The sequence below is a fragment of the Streptomyces sp. NPDC057694 genome (genome assembly GCF_042799415.1).
Lineage (GTDB): Bacteria > Actinomycetota > Actinomycetes > Streptomycetales > Streptomycetaceae > Streptomyces.
Genome location: NZ_JBHVIX010000006.1, coordinates 232,912 through 254,931 on the forward strand (window position 1 = coordinate 232,912; position 22,020 = coordinate 254,931).

A 22,020-nucleotide genomic window follows, 5' to 3' on the forward strand; every position below is an offset into this window, starting at 1 on the left:
CCGGGGGCCCTCACAACACCGTGCCGAGTACCTTCTCGGGCTCCAGCGCGGCGCCCTCCCGGAACCGGACGTCGTACGCGGCCTCGCCCAGGGCCCGGCGGACCCTGGCCGCGATCCGCCGCACGTCGCCCCCTTCCGCCGCGGGCAGCGGCGCGCCGACACCCCGCCGGGCCGCGTCCGCCGCCCCCAGCAGCAGCGCGGCCCCCGCCGCGTCTCCCGCCAGGGACACCGCGCCCGCCAGCCCCTCCAGCGACAGCGCGTAGGCGCGCGGCTCGGCGAGGATCCGGGCGGCGTCGAGGCCGCGCAGATGGTGGGCGCGGGCGGCGACGGCATCGCCGTCCAGCTCGGCGAGGAATCCGAACTCGGCGGCGTAGAGATGGTCACCGGCGGGGGAGGACACGTCGCCGTGGCTGTCGCGGAGCCGGATCAAGTGCGCCCGTGCCGCGTCGAGTTCACCGGCGCGGCGGGCGCCGAGGGCGAGCCCCGTCTCGGCGTGCACCTCGCCGTACCGGTAACCCTGCGCCACGGCCCGGGCGCGCGCCTGTTCGTGCAGGTCACGGGCGCCGGCCCAGTCGTGCCGCAGCAGGGCGACGCGGCCGAGCCCGGAGAGGCGGGCGGCGACCTCGGCGGCGAGCCCGAGGTCCTGGGCGAGGGCGAGCCCGGCCCGGCCGAGCCGCTCCGCCTCCTCGTACGCGCCCCGGATCTCGGCCAGCGCGGCGAGCGGCCCGACCGTCTGCAACTCGCCCCACCGGTCGCCGAGTTCGCGCAGAAGCGTGGCCGCGCGCCTGCCGTCCCGTTCCAGGGCCGACAGATCGCCGCGGATCAGGGCGTGCAGGGCCCGCAGGGCGAGGCCGGCGGCCGTGGCCCAGGTGTCGTCCGGGGGCGGCGGGCATGCGTCGAGCCGGCGTCCGCAGGCGTCGGGGTCGCCGCTGTGGAACAGGGCGTAGGCGCAGAGCCAGGACGTGGCAGCCGACACCTCGCCCACCGGGGGTGCGGCGGCCGGGGCCACGGCCCCGGTCAGCAGCCCGAACGCGGTCCGCAGAGCGGGCAGTTCACCGCTGTCGCCCGGATCCGGCAGTGCGGACAGGGCCCGGTGCCCCTCGGTGAGCCGGCCGCGCAGCAGCCACCACCAGGCGAGCGCCGCGCCCAGCCGTTCCGCCGCGGCCGGGTCGGCGCGCACCGCCTCGTCGAGGGCGGCCCGCAGATTCCCGGACTCGGCGTCGAGCAGCCCGAGCCACTCCTGCTGTCCCGCGCCGCGCAGCCGGGGCGCGGCCCGCTCGGCGAGCCCGAGGTAGTACCGCAGGTGCCGCTCCCGCAGGTCGGCGGTCTCCCCCTGCCCGGCCAGCCGCTCCAGGGCGTACGCGGCGACCGACTCAAGGAGCCGGTAGCGCGGCCGGGGCCCCGGCACGGCCACGACCAGGGACCGCTCGACGAGCCGCGTCACGAGACCGGCGACCTCCTCGCGGGCCACGCCCCCGCCCGCGCACACGTCCTCCGCCGCGGCCAGGGTGCAGCCGTCGGGGTGCACGGCCAGCCGCCGCAGCACGGCCTGTTCCGGTACGCCGAGCAGCTCCCAGCTCCAGTCGAGCACCGCCCGCAGGGTCCGCTGCCGTGCCGGGACGCCGCGCTGGGCCGCCCCGAGCAGCCGGAACCGGTCGTCGATCCGCTCCGCCAACTCCCGTACGCCCAGCGCTCGTACACGGGTGGCGGCGAGTTCGACGGCGAGGGGGATGCCGTCGAGGCGGCGGCAGATCTCGGCGACGGCCTCGAGGGCGTCGGTCGGGTCGTGGCCCGGCGCGGAGGCGGTGGCCCGCGCCGTGAACAGGCCGACGGCGTCGGCCGGCCGCAGCGGCTCCACGGCCCGCACGGCCTCCCCGGAACCGGCCAGCCCCAGAGGTTCCTGGCCGGTCGCGAGGACGCGCAGCCGGGATGTGGAGCGCAGCAGCGCGTACGTCAGCTCGGCGGCGGCGTCGACGACGTGCTCGCAGTTGTCGAGGACCAGCAGGGCGTCGCGCTCACGCAGGGCGACGATCAGCTGCCGTACGGGGGCGCCGCCGCGTTTCCCCGAGTGCGGCTGCCCGGTGTGGGGCTGCCCGGTGCGGGGCGGTCCGGCGTGGGGTGCGTCCTCGCGCAGGCCGAGGGCGGCGGCGACGGCCTGCGCGAGATCGTCGGCGTCACTGCCGCCGCGCAGCCCCGCGAGTTCGACGAACCACACGCCGCCCGGCGGGGTGGCGTGCCGGGCGGCCTCCACGGCCAGCCGCGTCTTGCCGACACCGCCCGGGCCGGTCAGCGTCACCAGACGGTGGGCGGTGAGCAGCCGGGACACGGCGTCGAGGTCCTCGGCCCGGCCGAGGAGCGGCGTGGGCGGGGAGGGGAGGCCGGAGTCGGGCGCGGGGAGCGTCGGGGCCGCCCCGGGAGGCGTCGGCGTCCGGTCCCGGGGGCCGGGGCACAGCGGCTCGTGCCGGAGCATCCGGGCGTGCAGGGCGGCCAGTTCCGGAGTGGGATCGACGCCCAGCTCCCGCGCGAGGACCCGGCGCAGCTCCTCGTACGAGGCGAGGGCCTCGCCCTGCCGCCCGGCGCGATACAGGGCGCGTATCTGCAGGGCCCGCAGCCGCTCCCGCAGCGGATGCCGGGCGACGAGCCCGCCCAGCTCACCGGCGACGAGATCGTGCTGCCCGGCATCGATCCGGGCGGCGGCCCGCTCCTCCAGCGCGACCAGCCGCACCTCCTCAAGGTGCCGTACCGGTCCCCGTACGAACGCGGCGTCGGCGAAGTCGGCGAACGCCGGTCCGCGCCAAAACTCCAGCGCCGCGTCGAGGAGTTCGGCCCGCTCGACCGGATCCGTGGCGGCCCGCGCCCGCTCCACGCGCTCCCGGAACGTCACCGCGTCCACCTCGGCGCCGGCCAGGTCGAGCCGGTACCCCGGCGCCTGCCGCACCACCCGCGAGCGGCCGACGGCCCGGCGCAGCTGGGACACCTTGGCCTGGAGCGCGTTGGCGGGTTTGCCCGGTGGCCGGTCGCCCCACAGGTCCTCGACGAGCCGGTCCACGGAGACGACCCGCCCCTCGTGCGCGAGGAGGACCGCCAGCAGCGCCCGCACCTTCACCTCGGGCACCCCGACCACGGCCCCGCCGACCCGCTCGCGGACGACGAGTCCCCCCAACACCCCGAACCACATGGGGAAACGGTAACGCCGGGACCGGCGCTCCCACGGGGCCCGCCGTCAGCCGTCATCAGCACTTCATCAGCGCTCCCGAACGGCACGGGGCCAGGCTCGCTCCGCCCACCAGAACCCCCGGCAGGGAAGCGAACCATGTCTGACGCGACGACCACAGGACCCTCGAAGCCACCACCGGAAGCACCGGAAGCACCGGGAACAAAGGAGGCACCGGAAGCACCGGAAGCAGATGCGGCAGGGTCGGCGCCCTCGACGAGACTCCCCCTCCCGGCCCTCCTCGCCCTGGCCACCGCCGTCTTCATCACGAGCCTCACCGAAACCCTCCCGGCGGGCCTCCTCCCGGCGATGAGCCGTTCCCTCGGCACCACGGAGTCGGCGACGGGCCAGACCGTCACCGTCTACGCCGCCGGAACGTTCCTCACCGCGATCCCCCTCACCGCCGCGACGGCGGGCTGGAACCGGCGCCGCCTGCTGCTCACGGCCATGGCCGGATTCGCCGTCGCCAACACGGTGACGGCGCTCTCCTCCTCGTACGCCCTGACGATGACGGCGCGTTTCGGCGCCGGTGTCGCGGCCGGTCTGGCCTGGGCACTCCTGGCCGGTTACGCGCGCCGCCTCGCCCCGCCCGGCCTGGCGGGCAAGGCCATGGCGATCGCCATGGCGGGCATCCCGGTGGCGCTCTCGCTCGGCGTCCCGGCCGGCACCTTCCTCGGTACGGCGTTCGGCTGGCGCACCGCGTTCCTGGCGATGACCGGGCTCACCGTCGTCCTGCTCGGCTGGATCCGCCTGACGGTCCCCGGCCACCCGGGCCTGGAACGCGCGGCCCGCACCCCGATGCGGCACGCCCTGCGCGTCCCCGGGGTCCCCGCCGTCCTCACCGTCACTCTGGTCTTCGTCCTCGCGCACACGATCCTCTACGCGTACATCGCCACGTTCCTCGACGACATCGGCCTGGGCGGCTCGACCGACCTGATCCTGCTGGTCTTCGGCGCGGCATCGCTGCTGTCCATCTGGATCGTCGGCGCCCTCGTCCAGCGCAGGCTGCGCCGGCTCACGCTCGCCGGAACCGTCCTGGTGGCCGCCGCCGCGACCCTCCTCGCGCTCACCGCCGACTCCCCCGCGCCGGTCTACGCCGCGGCCGCCCTGTGGGGCCTGGGCTGGGGCGGCGTCCCGACGCTGCTCCAGACGGCGGCGGGCCGCGCGGGCGGCGAACAGGCCGACGCCGCCCAGGCGTTGCTGGTCACCCTCTGGAACGTCGCGATGGCGGGCGGCGGCGTGGCGGGCGGCGTCCTGCTTCGGCTGTGGGGTTCGGCCGCGCTCCCGTGGGCGGTGCCGCTGCTCCTGGCACCGGTCCTTGCGGTGATCGTCACCTCCCGCGAGCACGGGTTTCCCAGAACCTGACGGACGGGTTCACCGGCGTCGCTCACCGACCGACGGTCCGCTCGATCCACCCGCGGTGGGCGGTCAGGTCGGTGTAGATGCCGGGGCCGGTGGCGCACTTCGGGTCGGCGTCGCCGTCGCGGTCCTCACCACGTTCGACGTCGACGAATACGTCTACGCCGCACTCCGGCACGGCGCGGCCGGGTTCCTCCTCAAGGACACCTCACCGCGTGAACCGACCGACGCTGTACGGGTTCTCGCGCGCGGGAAGGCGATGCTCTCGCCGCAGATCACCACCAGGCTGCTGACGGCGTTCGCGGCGGGCGACGCCGTCCCTCGCGCACGCAAGCGGATGGCGGAACTGACCGCCCGCGAACGCGAGGTCGCCGTGGCGGTCGCCCGGGGCCACAGCAACTCCGAGATCGCGGACGGCCTGCGCATCACCCCGTCGACGGTCAAGGCCCACCTCACCCGGATCATGACCAAGCTCGACGCCGCCAACCGCACCCAGGTCGCCCTCATCACCCATGACGCGGGGCTGGACCGACGGGTCTGAAGGGGCGTCGGCGAATCAGGCGGGCACCGTGGCCGCGGCGGCCCGGGAACGTGTCGCCGGGCGGCGGTCGAGGCCGGCGAGGTGGGTGACCACGGTCCCGTAGAAGCGGTCCACCGCCTCGTCGACGCTGCGGATGAACCCCGACTCGGCGTTGCCGCGCGCGCCTCCCATCCCCTTGAACAGGGACAGCCGGAACCCCGTGATGGCGGCCCCGTCCTTCGGCAGCAGGTCCGCCGGCTCCGGGCGCAGCCGTTCAAGGGTGCTGCGCGGACCGCCTCCGGCCTCGACCAGGGTCTCCACGTGCAGATCGGCCGGGGCCTGCGCCAAGGCCTTGAGCAGGCGCTTCGCGGAGGACAGGGGGTAGCTTCCCTCGGGCGCGGCCACGTCGATCGACGTCCGCAGCTTGCCCGTTCGCAGGTCGGCCGTGATCGCCAGGATGCCGGGTGACCCGTCCACGCGCAGCTCCGCCGTGAGCCGTCCTTCGTCGCAGAGCCGGTCCGCGAGTGCGGCCCGCCGCGCACCGGCGTCGGCGCCCTTCCTGCTGCGCTGCACCGGGAGCGCCTTCTGTCCGAGCTCTCCGCCGAGCCGCAGGCAGACCTGACGGATCAGCCGCTCCCAGCTCTCCACGACCTGGGCCGCGCGCGGGTCGCCCTGGCACAGGGTCTCGGAGTCGATCGCGTTGCGCACCGGTACCCACGCGGGCCCCATGTTCTGGAAGCCGTGACAGCCGGAGTTCTCGTGCTGGAGGTAGTGCAGCAGCTCCTGGAGCAGCCAGGCGTGCGCGGCGTTGCCCACGCCCTCGTGCCGGATCAGCATCTGGGCCTGATGAGCGACCTCCGCCCAGGACAGGTGCCACAGGGACACCTTGTGCTTGCGGCGCCCGTCGATCTTCACGTCGACCAGCGGACTGCCGTCCAGAGCAACGTCGTTGGAGAGCGTGATGACCGCCTCGTAACCCCGGCGGGCCGCGATGTCGACGTAGTTCTGCACCTGCTCGGCCTTGAGCGGGTTGCCGTTGGTCTTCGTCTCCAGGAGCGCCGTCCAAAGCTTTCCGGCCCGCTCCACGCGGATGACGCCGTCCGGGCGCTTGGGGGAGTCGCCGCTGGGCAGCGACACCTCGGTGAAGGTCTGCATCCGGCCGGACGGGGCTCCGAAACCGGCGGTGAGCCGGCGCCCGAACTCCGGGACCTCGGTCATGACCGCGAGCAGCACCGACGTCGCCCGCGTCTCCCGTTCCTTGTCGCTGCGGAAGGACGGCACGGGAAAGAGCCGCGCGGGCCTCCACGTCTCGTTCTCCGCCAGCGACTTCTTGGCGGCCTTCGGGAGCGTGACCTTCTTCTTCGCGGTGCGGGCGGTGCGGGCGGTGTGCGGACGGGCGGGCCCGGTCTGTGCGGGGCGCGCGTCGGGCGGGCCGGGCTGGGCGGGGAGCGCCGGGACCGTGCCCGCGGCGACCGGGGAGGCCGGAGCGGAAGGCGGGACCGCGGTCTCGGCGGCCTCGACGGCCTCGGGGTTCTCGGAACTCTCCGCTTCGGCGTCGTCGACGATGGTGATCCCGAAGTCCGTGGCGAGCCCCGCGAGACCGGATTCGTAGCCCTGTCCGACAGCCCGGAACTTCCACTCGTCGCCGCGCCGGTACAACTCGCCGAAGACGAAGGCCGTTTCGACGCTCGCGTCCTTGATGGAGAAGTCCAGCAGCGCCTCACCCGCCCTGTCCGACAACGTCACCCGGAGGTCGTCGAGGTCGCCGAAGGTCGCGGTCCCGTACTGGCTGGCCGCGACGACGACCCGGGAGACGTCGGCGGGCATGGCGGCCAGATCCAGGCCGATCCGGTCCTCGCTGCCGTCGTCCGTGGGGGACTTGCCCAGTAGATGAACCGTCCCGTCGGCGGCCGACGGGTGGTTGTAGAAGTAGAAGTCGTCGTCGCCGCGCACCTTGTCGTCCGGGCCGAGCAGCAGCACGGACACGTCGGCGTCCCCGTCGCCCGCCGTGCTGCTCCAGCTCAGACTCACCGTCACGGAGTCGGTGTCCTCCGCCAAGGACGCCAAGCCGATGTTGGCTCCTTTGGACATGTTGTGCATGTATCCCCCTCGACCCCCACCGACGTCATTGACGCGGCGCATATGACGCACCGTAGTGCCAAAGGGCGTTACTTGAGGAGAAGTTGTGGAGGTTGGTGTTTCATTTTGTGGAGCGCCTGCCGCTTCCGCGCCGGTTTCGTGAGCTGCCCCGGACCTCTGCGCCGTGCTTCAGACGGCCGCCGTGGGCAGCGCGGCATCGATCCGGAACCCGCCGTCCCCGGTCGGCCCGGACTCGATGGTGCCCCCGGCCAGCCGCACCCGCTCCGCCAGCCCGATCAGCCCGTGCCCGCCGCTGGGCAGCAGCGGTTCACCGTCGGCGGGATCGGCGCCGGGTCCCTCGGCCGGCCCGTTGACGACCCCGACGCGCACGCCGTCCCGCTCATAGGCGAGCCGGATCCGGGTCGTGGCGCCCGGGGCGTGCTTGTGCACGTTGGTCAGCGCCTCCTGCACGACCCGGTGCGCGGCCCGCTCGACCGGCTCGGCCAGCGGCTGCGGCGCGCCCTCGACGAGCACGGTGACGGGCAGCCCGGCGGCCCGGGAGCCGTCGGCCAGCTCGTTGATCCGGTCGACGGCCGCGCCGGGAACGGGCCGCTGGTCGTCGTCCCCCGCGTCCCCCGCGGGCCCGTTCCTGAGCAGCCCCAGCATCTCGCGGAGTTCGGTGAGCGCCCGCCGCCCGGCGTTCTGGATGATCTCCGCGGCCGCGCTCGTCACCGCCGGGTCATGGGCTACGGCACTGAGCGCGTTGGCATGCACGACGATCAGGCTCACCTGGTGCGAGACCACGTCGTGCATCTCGCCCGCGATCCGCCGCCGCTCCTGCTCCCGCGCGGCCTCGGCGACGAGCCGCTGCTCCCGCTCGGCGCGCTCGGCCCGTTCCACGAGCCCGGCCACGACCGCGCGCCGCTGGCCCACGTAGAGCCCCAGCAGCATCGGCACCAGGCAGGAGAAGACGTAGTTCACCGAGAACCAGAGCGCCACGGTCCGCGGACTCGACCACGCCCCCGCGTCCCACGGCGCCACCACCACGAACCCGATCCCGGCCGACGCCCAGACGGCCCGACGGCTGTGCGGGCCCCGGTAGGCGCCTTCCGCGTAGTACGCGATCGGCGTCGCGAACGCCGAGACCTGGAGCACCTTCGCGAGCAGCGCGACGGCGAGCGCCGCCTCCGGCGCCCGGCGCCGCGCCAGCAGCGGCAGCGCGCTCGCGACGGCCAGCAGCAGGTTCACCCAGGGAGCGCCCGGCCCCAGGTGCGGGTTCTGAACACTGGTCACCACCGCGAGCAGCAGCGCCGCGCCCGCCAGCAGCAGATCCGTGACCCGCGCGGGCAGCACCGGCTTGCGCGGCACGGGCGCCGTCGCCACTGGTCTGTCCGCCGTGCCCCCGTCGCCGGAGGGCAGCAGGGCCCAACCGCGCAGCGTGTTCCAGAGGTGGTGGGGGCGACGGGTCATGGTCATCAGAGCGAGGATAGGGGGAGGCCGGAAGGCGCGGCCGAACGGAACCCGGCGCACTCGGCGCACCGGCCGCCGCTCGCTGACGAACAGGGCCCGGGCGATCTCCCGGTCTTCTCCCACCCCCTCCGGGGTGCTACTTCCTGGTGATGGGAGACAGGGTGTACGTGCCGTCGAAGACGGCCGGGCGTGGCTGGTACATGCGCAGGACGGGGCGGAAGCGGCCGGGCGGGGTGGGGAGCCAGTTGGCGGCGGCGGCCGGGTCGGCGGGGCGTTCCGGCTGGAGGTGGAGGGTCAGCGAACCGTCGTGGTCGTAGTGCAGTCCCGGGGTGCGGTCGCCGATCGAGTAGCGGTCGATGGCGTTGTCGACCAGGTAGTAGTCGGGCAGGTCGTACATGGTGATCGACCAGAAGGCGTCCACGGGCGGGGTCGTTCCGAATCTCAGGGTGTAGGACCGGGCCCCGTCCAGAGGATCGCCGTCGCCGTCGTTCCAGGTCATGGCGTAGGCGGCCTCGTAGGCGTGGTTGCCCCAGAGTCCGGCGCGAGCGGACGCGGCGCGGACGGTCCGGGCGGTGGCCCGGTCCTGGATGACCCACTGGGCGGAGTCGAGGGTGCCGGTCTCGAAGAAGTCGAGGTTGTAGTTGAAGGCGTCGTAGGTGAGCCTCCACCCGTTCTGCTCCGGGCTGCTGCCGTGCGTGGTGGCGTGCTCCACCCGCTCCTTGCCCTCGCGGTACCCGGCCGTCAGGGCTCGCTCCAGGTCGGGTGAGGGAGCGGCGTAGGGATCGCCGTCGTCGAGGAGCCCGAGCTGGGCGAACCGCTGCTGGTAGTCCTGATCGGTGGCGGACGGCGGGAAGGCCCGCATCCAGGTGCGCATCTTCTCGAAGAACCGCAGCTCGGTGCCGCTGACCTCGTGGTGGGGTTCGGGCAGCCCTGCCGGGGGCGGCGTACCGGGGTCCAGGGGCTCCAGGCCGGTGGCCCGCTGGAGATCGCGGACGGCGGCGAGATCGTCCCGGCCCTCGCAGGCCCAGCGGCCCACGAGAGAGGCCACGGTGGTCGGTACCGGAATCCGCGTGGCGCCGGCGGGTACGTCACCGCTCCAGCCCGGGCCGGTCAGGAGATAGGACCCGGCGGCGGTGCCGGTGGCGCGCCGTCCGACGTACGCGAAGTTGTTCGTCCACGCGTCGACGAACTGGAACACGTAGTACCGCCCGGCGGTGTCGGGCACGCTCAGCACGAGCGGGCCGCCGCTCAGGTCGATCTGGGCGATGGAGTAGACGGTGTCGTTGTTGACGCTGACGAAGGTGTCCTTCGGCCCGGCCAGGTCCGTGGCGTGGCTGAACCGGTTGAAGGGGGCCGCGGGCAGCGAGCCCATGCCTTCGCGGGTGAAACGGCTCACCTCGTCCAGGTTGAACACCATCGGAAAGCCGTAGACGAAGGCCTCCGCCGCCAACTCCTCGAGATCCGACATCCCGCACCGCCCTTTCGCGACCACTCTGGACAGCAAGCGTCACGCAAGGCCTCCGGCCCCGCCATCGGGCGCACCAGGCGGCGGCACCGCGGGTTAGCGTGCCGCCCATGGACCGCCTGAGCCGCGCAGCGATGAAACTGGCCCTCGGCGAGCAGCCCAGCGAGGACCTGCCGATGATCGCCGCCCTGGCGCTGGCCGACGGCCTGGAGAGTCCGGCGCTGATCGACCTGGCGGGCCTCTCCCGGCGTGACCCGGCGGCCGACATCCGCGATCTCTTCGCACAGGCCCTGGCCGAGCTGGGCCGCCCCCTGCCCGGAGCCGAGGAGGCGTGGCGCGAACGGATGCTCGATACGGCGCGCGCCCTGCTCAGCGGCTCCCTCCCGCCCTACGAGGCCTGCGACGAGATCTATTGGTGCGCCTGCCACCTGGAACGGCCGGGTTCCGCTTCGGAGCTGGTGGTCGGCTTCCTGGGGCTGTGGAGCAGCTGGGAGGACCGGCCGGACCGACGACCCGCCATCGAACGGGACATGCGGGCGGCCGCCGCCGACCTTCTGCGCAGTCATGGCGAGCAGGTGCCGTAGCGGCGGCCCTGCCCGGACAACGACGAAGGCCCGGACCGTTCACACGGTCCGGGCCTTCAGCCGGCGGAGGATACGAGATTCGAACTCGTGAGGGGTTGCCCCCAACACGCTTTCCAAGCGTGCGCCCTAGGCCACTAGGCGAATCCTCCGCGGCAAACAATACAAGACGTTTGAGGGTGCTCGCGAACGCCTGCCCCTGGTCCGGAGGGAGCTCGTTCCACGGGCCCGGAGCATGTACTCTGGGCGCAGCCCCTCACGTGGCGCTATCTGACTGAACTCCCCCAGGGCCGGAAGGCAGCAAGGGTAGGTTGGCTCTGGCGGGTGCGTGGGGGGCGCTTGCGTTCCCGGAGCCGTGGGGCGGGGCCGGTTGTCAGTGGGCGCCTATAACCTCGTATGCGTGTCGTCTCTCGCGCTGTACCGCCGTTATCGCCCGGAGTCGTTCGCCGAGGTCATCGGGCAGGAGCATGTCACCGACCCGTTGCAGCAGGCGCTGCGGAACAACCGGGTCAATCACGCGTACCTGTTCTCAGGTCCGCGTGGCTGTGGCAAGACGACCAGCGCGCGCATCCTTGCCCGTTGTCTGAACTGTGAGCAGGGCCCCACCCCGACGCCGTGCGGGGAGTGCCAGTCCTGCCAGGACCTGGCGAGGAACGGGCCGGGTTCGATCGACGTCATCGAGATCGACGCGGCCTCGCACGGTGGTGTCGACGACGCCCGTGACCTGCGCGAGAAGGCGTTCTTCGGCCCGGCAGGCAGCCGCTACAAGATCTACATCATCGACGAGGCCCACATGGTCACCTCGGCGGGGTTCAACGCCTTGCTGAAGGTCGTCGAGGAGCCGCCGGAGCACCTCAAGTTCATCTTCGCGACGACGGAACCCGAGAAGGTCATCGGGACGATCCGGTCGCGTACGCACCACTATCCGTTCCGGCTGGTGCCGCCGGGGACCCTGCGGGAGTACCTCGGTGAGGTGTGCGGCAAGGAGGACATCCCCGTCGCGGACGGCGTCCTTCCGCTCGTCGTGCGGGCCGGTGCGGGCTCCGTGCGTGACTCCATGTCCGTCATGGACCAGCTTCTCGCCGGTGCCGGCGAGGAGGGTGTGACGTATGCCATGGCGACCGGTTTGCTCGGATACACCGAGGCATCGCTGCTCGACTCCGTCGTCGAGGCGTTCGCCACCGGTGACGGGGCGGCCGCGTTCGAGGTCGTGGACCGGATCATCGAGGGGGGCAACGACCCGCGCCGGTTCGTCTCCGACCTGCTTGAGCGGCTGCGCGACCTGGTGATCCTCTCCGCGGTGCCGGACGCCGCCGAGAAGGGGCTGATCGACGCCCCGGCCGACGTCGTGGAGCGGATGCAGGCGCAGGCGAGCACGTTCGGCGCCGCCGAGCTGAGCCGCGCCGCCGACCTGCTCAACGAGGGCCTGACCGAGATGCGCGGGGCCAACGCGCCGCGGCTCCAGCTCGAGCTGATCTGCGCGCGCGTGCTGCTCCCCGCCGCGTACGACGACGAGCGCTCCGTCATGGCACGGCTCGACCGCATCGAGCGCGGCGGCGTCTTCACTCCGGGCGGGCAGGGGCCGGGTCCGGCGATGGCCTACGTTCCCGGTCCCGATGCTCATGCCGTGGCTCCCGCGGCGCCGGTCCCGCCGGGCGGCGGCCCGGCGGCGGCCCGGGCGGCCGTCCGCGGCGGCGGTCCGGCCGAGCCGCAGATCCAGCCTCAGCCTCCGCAGCCGGTGCAGGCCCAGGCCCAGGCTCCGGCACCCGCGGCGCCCCCTGCTCAAGCCCCGGCCCCGGCCCCCGCACCGGCTCCCGCCCCCGTTCCGGAACCCCAGCCTCAGGCGGCCCCGCAGGCCTCGGGCGCCTGGCCCACCGCGGCGCCCGCCGGAGGAGGCCGCAGGCCCGGTGGCTGGCCCACCGCGGCGGCGGCCGGCACCGGACAGCCCCCCGCGCCGCAGCAGCCCGCATCCGCATCCGCACCGGAGCCCGCGGCCCAGGCACCCGCGGCCCAGGCCCCCGCACCGATGGCGGCGGCTCCGGCCGGCGGCCCCGACCCGCGCACCCTCTGGCCGAACATCCTGGAGGCGGTCAAGAACAAGCGCCGCTTCACGTGGATGCTGATCAGTCAGAACGCCCAGGTGACGGGCTTCGACGGCACCACCTTGCAGCTCGGGTTCGTGAACGTGGGCGCGCGTGACCGTTTCGCGAGCAGCGGTGGTGAAGAGGTCCTGAGGGCGGCCCTCGCCGAGCAGTTCAAGGTCCAGTGGAAGATCGACGCGGTCGTCGACGCCTCGGGCGGCGGCGCCCCGGCGCCCGTCGGTGGCTACGGCGGCGGTGGCGGTTACGGAGGCGGTGGCGGCGGTTACACCCCCGCCCCGCCGACCCCGCAGCCCGCAGCCCCCCAGCCGGCCGCACCGTCCCCCACCCCGTCCCCGGCTCCGTCGGCCCCCGCTCCGACACCGCCCCCCGCACCGGCCCGCCGACCGGTCTCGGTGGAGGACGACACCCCGGAGGACGACGACCCGGACCTGGACGAGAACGCCCTCTCGGGCCACGACCTGATCGTCCGCGAACTGGGCGCGACGGTGGTGGAGGAATTCACCAACGAATAGCCCCCGGGGCCGCGCCAGTGCCCCGCTAGGGGCGCGGGGAACTGCGCGAGAAGCGGCCACCGGCCCGCACCCGACCGACAACCCAGGGGCGCGGGGAACTGCGCGAGAAGCGGCCACCGGCCCGCACCCGCCACAACCACCCCACCCACCCCCACCACGGCGAGACGGCGCCGCGAGGCACCCCGGGCCCGCCCTCCCCGGCATACCCCTGGAGAAACCCACAATCCCCGCCCACCCCCACCGTGGGACGCCCCTACAAAACCCCCCGCCCCCGCCGGATAGGCTGACGGCGTGAAGGTCCTCGTCATCGGCAGCGGCGCCCGCGAACACGCCCTGTGCCGCTCAATGTCCCTCGACCCCGACGTCTCCGCCCTGCACTGCGCCCCAGGCAACGCAGGCATCGCCGAGGTCGCCGAGCTGCACGCGGTCGACGCCCTCGACGGTGCGGCGGTCGCCGCCCTCGCCCAGAAACTGGAGGCCGACCTCGTCGTCGTAGGCCCCGAAGCCCCCCTGGTGGCAGGCGTCGCGGACGCCGTCCGGAGCGCCGGGATCCCGGTCTTCGGCCCGTCCGGTGAGGCCGCCCAGCTGGAGGGCTCCAAGGCGTTCGCCAAGGACGTCATGGCCGGCGCGGGCGTACCCACCGCCCGCTCGTACGTCTGCACGACCCCGGCCGAGATCGACGTGGCGCTGGACGCGTTCGGCGCCCCGTACGTCGTGAAGGACGACGGGCTCGCCGCGGGCAAGGGCGTCGTCGTGACCGACGACGTCGACGAGGCGCGCGCCCACGCGAACGCCTGCGAGCGCGTCGTCATCGAGGAGTTTCTCGACGGCCCCGAGGTCTCGCTCTTCGCGATCACCGACGGCACGACGGTCGTCCCGCTCCAGCCCGCCCAGGACTTCAAGCGCGCGCTGGACGGCGACGAGGGTCCGAACACCGGCGGCATGGGCGCGTACTCGCCGCTCCCGTGGGCCGACCCGAAGCTGGTGCAGGAGGTGCTCGACACCGTCCTCCAGCCGACCGTGGACGAGATGAAGCGGCGCGGCACGCCCTTCTCCGGCCTGCTCTACGCCGGTCTCGCCATCACCGGCCGCGGCATCCGCGTCATCGAGTTCAACGCCCGCTTCGGCGACCCGGAGACCCAGGTCGTCCTGGCCCGCCTGACGACCCCGCTGGCCGGCATCCTGCTCGCCGCGGCGAACGGCACGCTCGCCGACCTGGAGCCGCTGCGCTGGAGCGACGACGCGGCCGTCACCGTCGTCATCGCCTCGCACAACTATCCGGGCACCCCGCGCACCGGCGACCCCATCACCGGGCTCGACGAGGTGGCCGCGCAGGATGCCCCGTACGCGTACGTCCTGCACGCCGGGACCAAGCGGGACGGCGAGAACGGGCCGGTCCTGAGCGCGGGCGGCCGTGTGCTGTCCGTCACAGCGACGGGCGGCGATCTCACGCAGGCCCGCGAGCGCGCGTACGCCGCCGTGACCCGCATCGGCCTCGACGGCTCGCAGCACCGCACCGACATCGCCGCGAAGGCGGCGACGGAAAGCTGACCGGGCTACCCGGACCACTCAGACCGCGCTGAGAACGTGCCGCCGGGCGGGAGTCACCCTCTCCCGCCCGGCGCCGTCATGTCAGCCACCTTTGCCCAAAGCCATTCCATCGGGTGACCGCTCGCCCATCCGGCTGACGACGCACCGGAGCCCAACTAGGGTGCGGCGCACGGAGTTCGGGCACCCGTGAAGCCGGACCCCGCCAAGGCGAAACCCGAGGCGGAGCCGGAGACAGAACCAGACGGACCACCGGCATTGCGATGTCAGTGACGGGTGCCACAGTGGGGGAGTGAGCAACGCCACCAGTGTTCTGCCGTGGGCCTCGGCCCCCGGCCGGACAAAAGGCAGAGGCAGCAGGGGGTGACATCGGTCGTGTCCGGTATGGGTGCGGAGGTGGGTGCGCGCATGGCGCGCTCCCGAGCCCTCGCCGTGCTGCGCATCCGCGGCAGGGCGACGGCGCTGGCCCTGCTGCCCGCGGCCGCCTCCGTGGTGCTGCTCGCGGGCGGCGCCACCGGCCATCTGACGGGCGGGAGTTGGGACGTCGCGCGGATCGTGGTCTCCGCGGTCGCGGTGGTCGTGCTGCTCGCCGCGGCGGGCGTCGCGCTCGTCGTCGCGCGGGCCCGTCCCGCCCTCAGCCCGACCGTCGCGATCGCCGAGAGCACCGCCCCCGATCTGTACCGGCTGGTGCGCGACCTGGCCGACCGGCTCGACGTCCCGGCGCCGTCGGCGATAGCGCTCACCCCGGACTGCGACAGCTGGCTGGAGGACCGGACGCACCCGGCCCACGGCCCGCCCCGCGGCCGCCGCGGGACACCGGCGGACACGACACCGGGGGCCACCGCCCCCGTCGGCCCCGTCGCTCCCGTTCTCGTCATCGGCTCCCCGTTCCTGTGGTGGATGCGGGTGGGCGAGCTGCGCGCGGTCCTCGCCCCGGTCGTCGCCGGTACGGGACCGAGCGCCCACCCCGACATAGCCGCCGCCCGGCGCTTCGTGCGCGGCCTGGACGCCGCCGTGGCGGTCGGCTCGGCACCCGAGCGCGGGCCCCTCACCCGGAGCGTCCTGGGCGCCGTCGGCTGGGTCGCCCGGCAGATGCTGAGCGGCTGCCGGATCCACGCCGCCGAGATGGAGCGCGGGGTCGCCGCGGCCGCCGCCGAGCGCGCACAGGCTGTGGACTACGGCCTGCGGATCGTCGCCCAGGAGCAGGTCGGACTCGCCTACGCGGGCTGGGACCGCCTCCTGACCCGGGTCGCACTGCCCGCCTGGCGGATGGGCCGCTGGCCGTCCCGCCTCGACGCCGGCGTCGTCGCCGCCCTGACCGAGCTGTCCCGCCGCGACCGCCTGGCCGCGCAGAACGGGACCTTCGCGTCCCGGCTCGGCGAGCGCCCCGCCTGCGATCTGCTGGAGGAGCCCGGCACCATCGACGAGGCGGCCAGCCTGCTCGCCGCCCGCCTCTTCCACGGCGGCCCCGCCGAGTCCGGGCCCGACTGGGCCCCGGTGGACTGGCAGGAGTACCCGGACGAGGTCGTGGACCGCAAGTGGCGCACCGACGCCGCCCGCCTGCACCGGGTGCTCGACACCCTCGGCGTGGACTCCGGGACCGCCCCCGCGGCGACCCCCGAGGCCCCGACCCTGGCCCGGATCCTCGACCACCTGGCGACGCCCGCCGACCCTGCCGCGGACGCCCCCGAGACCCTGGTCGGCACCACGGACACCCACCCCGCGAACCAGTCGTCCACGGACGGCTCCGAGGGCCGCCTCCCCCAGAACCCGATCGACACCGACCCGGACGCCGTCGCCCCGGACGCCGTCGCCCCGGACGGCACCGGCCTGGACCTCGACCTGGACCCCGACGCCATCCCCCGCCCCGAGGCGGACAGCCTCTCGGCAGGGCTCACCGCCGAGCTGGCCCGCGAGGAGCAGGAGCGTCCGGCGCCGCCGGTCACCGCGGCGGGGCAGGGCCCGGACGGCGCGCTGTGGGACGAGGGCGCTCTCCCGCTCTTCCCGCTCCAGCCCCCGCGCAGCGGGCGCGAGCTGCTGGCCGACCACGTCACCGCGATGGTGTGCTGCGCCGCCGTGGACACGGCCGGCGCGGCCCCCGGCCTGGACTGGCTGGACGGCCCGTCGCTGCTGGTCGGCGGCGAGCGGGCGGCCGACCTCGCGCCGCGCGTCCTGAGCCTGGTGGAGGACGGCGACCCCGAGCCGCTGAAGGGCTGGCTCACCCGCCTCGGGATCCGGCCGGAGAAGCCCGTACGCCTGGTATGACCCCATGCGTGCCGAAGCGCGCCCCGGAGGGAATCGTTCCTGTCCCGTCAATTCACGACGAACGGTGACGGACCGCGTGCGTAATGTGATGTGCTGGGACCGGTCGCGGACACAACAGACGGACGTGACGGACGGACCTGACGGACGGCCGTGACAGACGTACGTGACGGACGGCCGTACAGGCGGACGTGACAGACACGGACGTGACAGACACGGACGTGGAGAAGTGCGCGACGAGCGGGCGTGCCAGACCGGCGCGCCGAGCGGACCCGACATCCGCGCTCGGCTCGGGGGAGCGAGGGAGGGGAACACACATGGCGCTGGGTCCGGACAGGGCAGAGCACCCCGAGGAGCCGACCGGACGGGGCCCCGCGCCGCGCCCCCGCACCCGCCGCTGGGAGTCCGGCGCGATGGCGCACGCCGTCAGCGACCCCTTCGGCCAGGGCCCGCTGCCCTGGCTGCGCGGCAGTGAGCACTACTTCGACGACACGGGCCAGGTCGTCGCCTGGTACGTCGATCCGGACCACACCGCGCAGCCCGGCTCCACGAACACCGCGGCCATCCCCAGCCCGCGCACCGGCGGCCCCCGCACCGCCGACGACGTGCACCGCCAGATCAAGGGCTTCACGTCCACCGGCGCGGCCGCGCCCGGCGAGGCGATCGACTTCCACATCACGGTCGACCCGCCCCAGCAGTTCAGCGTGGACATCTACCGGATCGGGCACTACGGCGGGGACGGCGCCTCGAAGATCACCACGAGCCCCCGGCTCTCCGGCATCGTCCAGCCCGCGCCCCTGTCGGTGGACCGCACGGTCTCCTGTCACAACTGGTGGCAGTCCTGGCGGCTGCAGATCCCGTCGTTCTGGAACGTGGGGGCGTACGTGGCCGTCCTGACCACCGTCGGGGGCCACCGCTCGCACGTCCCCTTCACGGTGCGGGACAACCGCCCCGCGGATCTGCTCCTGCTGCTGCCGGACATCACCTGGCAGGCGTACAACCTGTACCCGGAGGACGGCCACACCGGCGCCAGCCTCTACCACGCGTGGGACGACGAGGGCCGGCTGCTCGGCGAGAGCGAGGCCGCGATCACGGTCTCCTTCGACCGCCCGTACGCGGGCGCGGGCCTGCCGCTGCACGTCGGCCACGCCTACGACTTCATCCGCTGGGCGGAGCGCTACGGCTACGACCTTGCGTACGCCGACGCCCGCGACCTGCACGCGGGCCGGGTCGACCCGACGCGCTACCGGGGCCTGGTCTTCCCCGGCCACGACGAGTACTGGTCGGCGAACATGCGGCGTACGACCGAGCTGGCCCGCGAGCACGGCACGTCCCTCGTCTTCCTGTCGGCCAACACCATGTACTGGCAGGTCGAGTTGGCCCCGTCCGCGTCCGGCGTCCCGGACCGGCTGCTGACCTGCCGCAAGCGCCGCGGCCCGGGGAAGCCGACGCTGTGGCGGGAGATCGACCGGCCCGAGCAGCAGCTCATGGGCATCCAGTACGCGGGCCGGGTCCCCGAGCCGCACCCGCTGGTCGTGCGCAACGCGGACCACTGGCTGTGGGAGGCGACGGGCGCGCACGAGGGCGACGAGATCGAGGGCCTGGTGGCCGGCGAGGCCGACCGCTACTTCCCGCGCACCGCCCTGCCCGACCACGAGGACCGCATACTCCTGGCCCACTCCCCCTACCGGGACGGCGACAAGGTCCGCCGGCACCAGGAGACCTCCCTGTACCGGGCACCGTCCGGGGCGCTGGTCTTCGCGTCCGGGACGTTCGCCTGGTCCCCGGCCCTGGACCGGCCCGGGCACGTGGACCCCCGTATCCAACGAGCGACGGCCAACCTCCTGGACCGCATCTGCAAACGGGACTGAGAGCGGACCCCTGGCCAGAGCCCACCCCCTCGTACGGGACAATCAACAGCACTCGTACAGAACCACGGGGAGGAACCGTGTCCGGATTCGTCGAAAAGCCCGAGCCGCTTCAGGTGCCGGGCCTGGTGCATCTCCACACCGGCAAGGTGCGGGACCTGTACCGAAACGAGGCGGGCGACCTCGTGATGGTCGCCACCGACCGCATCTCCGCCTACGACTGGGTGCTGCCCAGCCCCATCCCGGACAAGGGCAAGGTGCTCACCCAGCTCTCGCTGTGGTGGTTCGACCAGCTCAAGGACCTGATCCCGAACCACGTGCTCTCCACCGAGCTGCCCGAGGGCGCCCCCGCCGACTGGGCGGGCCGCACCCTCGTCTGCAAGAGCCTGGACATGGTCCCGGTCGAGGCGGTCGCCCGCGGCTATCTCACCGGCTCGGGCCTGCTGGAGTACAACGCGTCGCGCACGGTCTGCGGCCTCGCCCTCCCCGAGGGCCTGGAGGACGGCTCGGAGCTGCCCGCCCCGATCTTCACGCCCGCCACCAAGGCCGAGGTCGGCGAGCACGACGAGAACGTGAGCTACGAGGAAGTGGCCCGCCAGGTCGGCGCGGAGACCGCCACCCAGCTGCGCCAGGCCACCCTCGCCGTGTACAGCCGGGCCCGGGACATCGCGCGCGAGCGCGGGATCATCCTGGCGGACACCAAGTTCGAGTTCGGCTTCGACAAGGACGGCACGCTGATCCTCGCCGACGAGGTGCTGACCCCGGACTCGTCCCGGTTCTGGCCGGCCGACCAGTGGCAGCCGGGCCGTGCGCAGCCCAGCTACGACAAGCAGTTCGTACGGGACTGGCTGACGTCGCCCGCGTCCGGCTGGGACCGCAAGAGCGAGACCCCGCCGCCGGCCCTCCCGGACGAGGTCGTCGCGGCGACCCGCGCCAAGTACATCGAGGCGTTCGAGCTGCTGACCGGGACGCCCTGGACCCTGTAGCGGACAATCTGCGGCGAACAGCGAGAAGGCCCCCGGTCCGTGGACCGGGGGCCTTCTTAGTGCGGAGCGAACGACCGGGTTCGAACCGGCGACCTCAACCTTGGCAAGGTTGCGCTCTACCAACTGAGCTACGTTCGCAAAGCGCCGCTTTCGCGGTGCTCCGTGCGCCGAAGCGCGACGCCAACTATACCCAACCCCGCTCGCGTGCGAGACGCACGGCCGCGTGCCGGTTCTCGACCCCGAGCTTCGAGACGGCCGACGACAGATAGTTGCGGACCGTCCCCTGGGACAGGGCGGCGCGCTCGGCGATCTCCGCGACCGGCGCCCCGTCCGCCGCCAGCTCCAGCACCTCGGCCTCGCGCGCGGTCAGCGGGGAGTCGCCCGAGGAGATCGCGTCGGCGGCCAACTCCGGGTCCACATAGCGGTTTCCCGCGTGCACGGTCCGGATGATCTCGGCGAGCCGCTGGGCGCTCACGGTCTTCGGCACGAAGCCGCGCACCCCGGCGGCGAGCGCCCGCTTGAGGTGCCCGGGCCGCCCGTGGCTGGTGACGATCATGGTCCGGCAGTCGGGCAGCTCCGTCCTGATCGATGTGGCCACCCTCACACCGTCGGCGCCCGGCATCTGCAGATCGAGCACGGCGACGTCCGGCCGGTGCGCCCGCGCCATGGCGAGCGCCTCGGGCCCGGTGGCGGCCTCGGCGACCACCACCAGGTCCTCCTCAAGGGCGAGGAGGGCGGCGAGAGCACCGCGGATCAGGTGCTCGTCGTCGGCGAGCAGTACGCGTACGGTCATCGGGCGCTCTCCCTCTCCTGCCGGTGTACGAGGTCGGGTGCGGCCCCGGGCAGGGGGACGCGTGCCCGCACCCGGAACACCCCCTTGCGGACCGCTCCCGCGGTCAACTCCCCGTCCAGGACGGCGAGCCGCTCCCGCAGCCCGGCGAGCCCGGAGCCCGAACCGCTCTCCGTGCCGTCCCCGGCCCCGTCGTTCTCCACGGTCAGCACCACTTCCTCCGCCTCGGTCTCCAGCTCCACCCGGCAGGTCTTCGCGTCTCCGTGCCGCAGCACATTGGTCGTCGCCTCCCGCACCACCCAGCCGAGCGCCGCCTGCACCTCGTCGGGCAGCCCGGCCGCCGTCCCCGTCACCGTGCAGGTGATCCCGGCGGCGTCCAACACTCCTTGCGCGCCGGCCAGTTCGACCGTGAGATCGGCCTCGCGATATCCCCGTACGACATCGCGCACCTCCTTCTGCGACTCGCGCGCGATGCGCTGCACCTCGACCATCTGTGCGACGGCCGCCTCGGTCCGCCCGCGCCGGGCGAGCTGGACCGCCAGCTCGCTCTTGAGGGCGACGACGGAGAGATTGCGGCCCATGACGTCGTGCAGATCCCGGCCGAACCGCAGCCGCTCCTCGGCGACGGCGAGCAGCGCCTTGGTCTCGCGGGCCCGTTCGGACTCCCACATGACGGAGAGGTTCCAGGCGCTGCACCGGTAGGAGCCGAGCGCCAACGCGGCGCCCAGGGTGAGGACCGCGGCCTCGGCGATCAGGCCCGTCGAGACGTTCCCGAGGGCCGCGCTGACCGCGAGGACGACCACGATGACCACAGCCGACTCCCGGACGAACCGGCGGACCGGCACCATCAGCGAGTACGCCCCGCCGAAGGGCATCGGCGCGAACAGCAGCGGCATCGCGATCAGTCCGCCCCGGTTGCTGTCGGTGGTCACGATGGCCGCGATCAGCGCGAACGCGACGACCGTGAGGGCCCCGGCGGTGGCCGTCAGGGCCCGGGGCACCTGCCCGCGCCCGAGGTACTGGTCGAGGGCGAGGCCGGTGTGCCGCCCGGCGACCAGGCACTGCGCGATGTTCACCACGACGAGCGCGATCCCGAGGGCGAACGCGGTGGACTCACCGCGCAGGCTGCCCGCGAGGCCACTTCCCGACCACGCGAGCAGGAACAACCAGTTCACCGCAGCCAAGGTGAAGCGGCTCTGCCACTCCACCCGCTCGATCTTGCTGCGGTCCCGCCACCGAACCCGCGCCACCGAAGATCCTCCCG

The 22,020-nt window shown here is 73.8% G+C and carries 14 protein-coding genes, 2 tRNA genes and 1 other RNA gene; 9 read left to right on the forward strand and 8 right to left on the reverse strand.

Annotated elements, in window-relative coordinates; all coding sequences use genetic code 11:
- Positions 1-10: 10 nt before the first annotated feature.
- Positions 11-3,178 (reverse strand): BTAD domain-containing putative transcriptional regulator, encoded by a 3,168-nt coding sequence (locus ACFVDP_RS17320; RefSeq protein ID WP_383490133.1) that lies wholly within the window; start codon positions 3,176-3,178, stop codon positions 11-13.
- Between the two features lie 135 nt (positions 3,179-3,313).
- Between ACFVDP_RS17320 and ACFVDP_RS17325 the strand changes: the two genes are divergently transcribed.
- Together ACFVDP_RS17325 and ACFVDP_RS17330 are read left to right on the forward strand one after the other, a co-directional pair.
- Positions 3,314-4,579, forward strand: a complete 1,266-nt coding sequence (locus ACFVDP_RS17325) for an MFS transporter (RefSeq protein ID WP_383490135.1) — start codon at positions 3,314-3,316, stop codon at positions 4,577-4,579.
- A 55-nt stretch (positions 4,580-4,634) separates the two neighbouring features.
- Positions 4,635-5,114 (forward strand): LuxR C-terminal-related transcriptional regulator, encoded by a 480-nt coding sequence (locus ACFVDP_RS17330; RefSeq protein WP_383490138.1) that lies wholly within the window; start codon positions 4,635-4,637, stop codon positions 5,112-5,114.
- 15 nt (positions 5,115-5,129) lie between these two features.
- Here the strand turns inward: ACFVDP_RS17330 and ACFVDP_RS17335 are convergent, their stop codons facing one another.
- The 3 genes from ACFVDP_RS17335 to ACFVDP_RS17345 form a co-directional block, all read right to left on the reverse strand.
- Positions 5,130-7,193 (reverse strand): TerD family protein, encoded by a 2,064-nt coding sequence (locus ACFVDP_RS17335; RefSeq protein WP_383490140.1) that lies wholly within the window; start codon positions 7,191-7,193, stop codon positions 5,130-5,132.
- Between the two features lie 168 nt (positions 7,194-7,361).
- Positions 7,362-8,648: a sensor histidine kinase gene (locus ACFVDP_RS17340; RefSeq protein ID WP_383490142.1), complete on the reverse strand. Its 1,287-nt coding sequence runs from the start codon at positions 8,646-8,648 to the stop codon at positions 7,362-7,364.
- Between the two features lie 130 nt (positions 8,649-8,778).
- Complete coding sequence (locus ACFVDP_RS17345) at positions 8,779-10,110, reverse strand: DUF1254 domain-containing protein (RefSeq protein WP_383490145.1); 1,332 nt, start codon at positions 10,108-10,110, stop codon at positions 8,779-8,781.
- A 107-nt stretch (positions 10,111-10,217) separates the two neighbouring features.
- On the opposite strand from ACFVDP_RS17345, the gene ACFVDP_RS17350 reads away from it, so the two are divergent.
- Positions 10,218-10,691: a hypothetical protein gene (locus ACFVDP_RS17350; protein WP_383490148.1), complete on the forward strand. Its 474-nt coding sequence runs from the start codon at positions 10,218-10,220 to the stop codon at positions 10,689-10,691.
- 64 nt (positions 10,692-10,755) lie between these two features.
- Here the strand turns inward: ACFVDP_RS17350 and ACFVDP_RS17355 are convergent.
- Positions 10,756-10,840 (reverse strand) — tRNA-Ser (locus ACFVDP_RS17355).
- Positions 10,841-10,935: 95 nt separating this feature from the next.
- On the opposite strand from ACFVDP_RS17355, the gene ffs reads away from it, so the two are divergent.
- From ffs to ACFVDP_RS17385, 6 genes are all read left to right on the forward strand, one after another.
- An RNA gene (ffs, locus tag ACFVDP_RS17360) (signal recognition particle sRNA small type) lies at positions 10,936-11,034 on the forward strand.
- Positions 11,035-11,088: 54 nt separating this feature from the next.
- Positions 11,089-13,302 (forward strand): DNA polymerase III subunit gamma and tau, encoded by a 2,214-nt coding sequence (locus ACFVDP_RS17365; protein WP_383490151.1) that lies wholly within the window; start codon positions 11,089-11,091, stop codon positions 13,300-13,302.
- A gap of 291 nt (positions 13,303-13,593) precedes the next feature.
- A complete protein-coding gene (gene purD / locus ACFVDP_RS17370) occupies positions 13,594-14,853 on the forward strand; it encodes a phosphoribosylamine--glycine ligase (RefSeq protein WP_383490154.1) in 1,260 nt (419 codons plus the stop codon).
- Positions 14,854-15,234: 381 nt separating this feature from the next.
- The gene (locus ACFVDP_RS17375) at positions 15,235-17,115 is read left to right on the forward strand and encodes a hypothetical protein (protein ID WP_383490435.1); all 1,881 of its coding nucleotides are present in this window, start codon (positions 15,235-15,237) and stop codon (positions 17,113-17,115) included.
- Positions 17,116-17,525: 410 nt separating this feature from the next.
- On the forward strand, positions 17,526-18,983 hold the full coding sequence (locus ACFVDP_RS17380) for a N,N-dimethylformamidase beta subunit family domain-containing protein (protein ID WP_383490438.1): 1,458 nt from the start codon (positions 17,526-17,528) through the stop codon (positions 18,981-18,983).
- Between the two features lie 77 nt (positions 18,984-19,060).
- Positions 19,061-19,966, forward strand: a complete 906-nt coding sequence (locus tag ACFVDP_RS17385; protein ID WP_383490156.1) for a phosphoribosylaminoimidazolesuccinocarboxamide synthase — start codon at positions 19,061-19,063, stop codon at positions 19,964-19,966.
- A 65-nt stretch (positions 19,967-20,031) separates the two neighbouring features.
- On the opposite strand, the gene ACFVDP_RS17390 is transcribed toward ACFVDP_RS17385, so the two are convergent.
- The 3 genes from ACFVDP_RS17390 to ACFVDP_RS17400 form a co-directional block, all read right to left on the reverse strand.
- Positions 20,032-20,104, reverse strand: a tRNA-Gly gene (locus ACFVDP_RS17390).
- Between the two features lie 46 nt (positions 20,105-20,150).
- Positions 20,151-20,759, reverse strand: a complete 609-nt coding sequence (locus ACFVDP_RS17395; protein ID WP_383490159.1) for a response regulator — start codon at positions 20,757-20,759, stop codon at positions 20,151-20,153.
- The gene (locus ACFVDP_RS17400; protein WP_383490162.1) at positions 20,756-22,006 is read right to left on the reverse strand and encodes a sensor histidine kinase; all 1,251 of its coding nucleotides are present in this window, start codon (positions 22,004-22,006) and stop codon (positions 20,756-20,758) included. Before ACFVDP_RS17400 ends, ACFVDP_RS17395 begins: the two co-directional genes overlap by 4 nt.
- Positions 22,007-22,020: the final 14 nt, after the last annotated feature.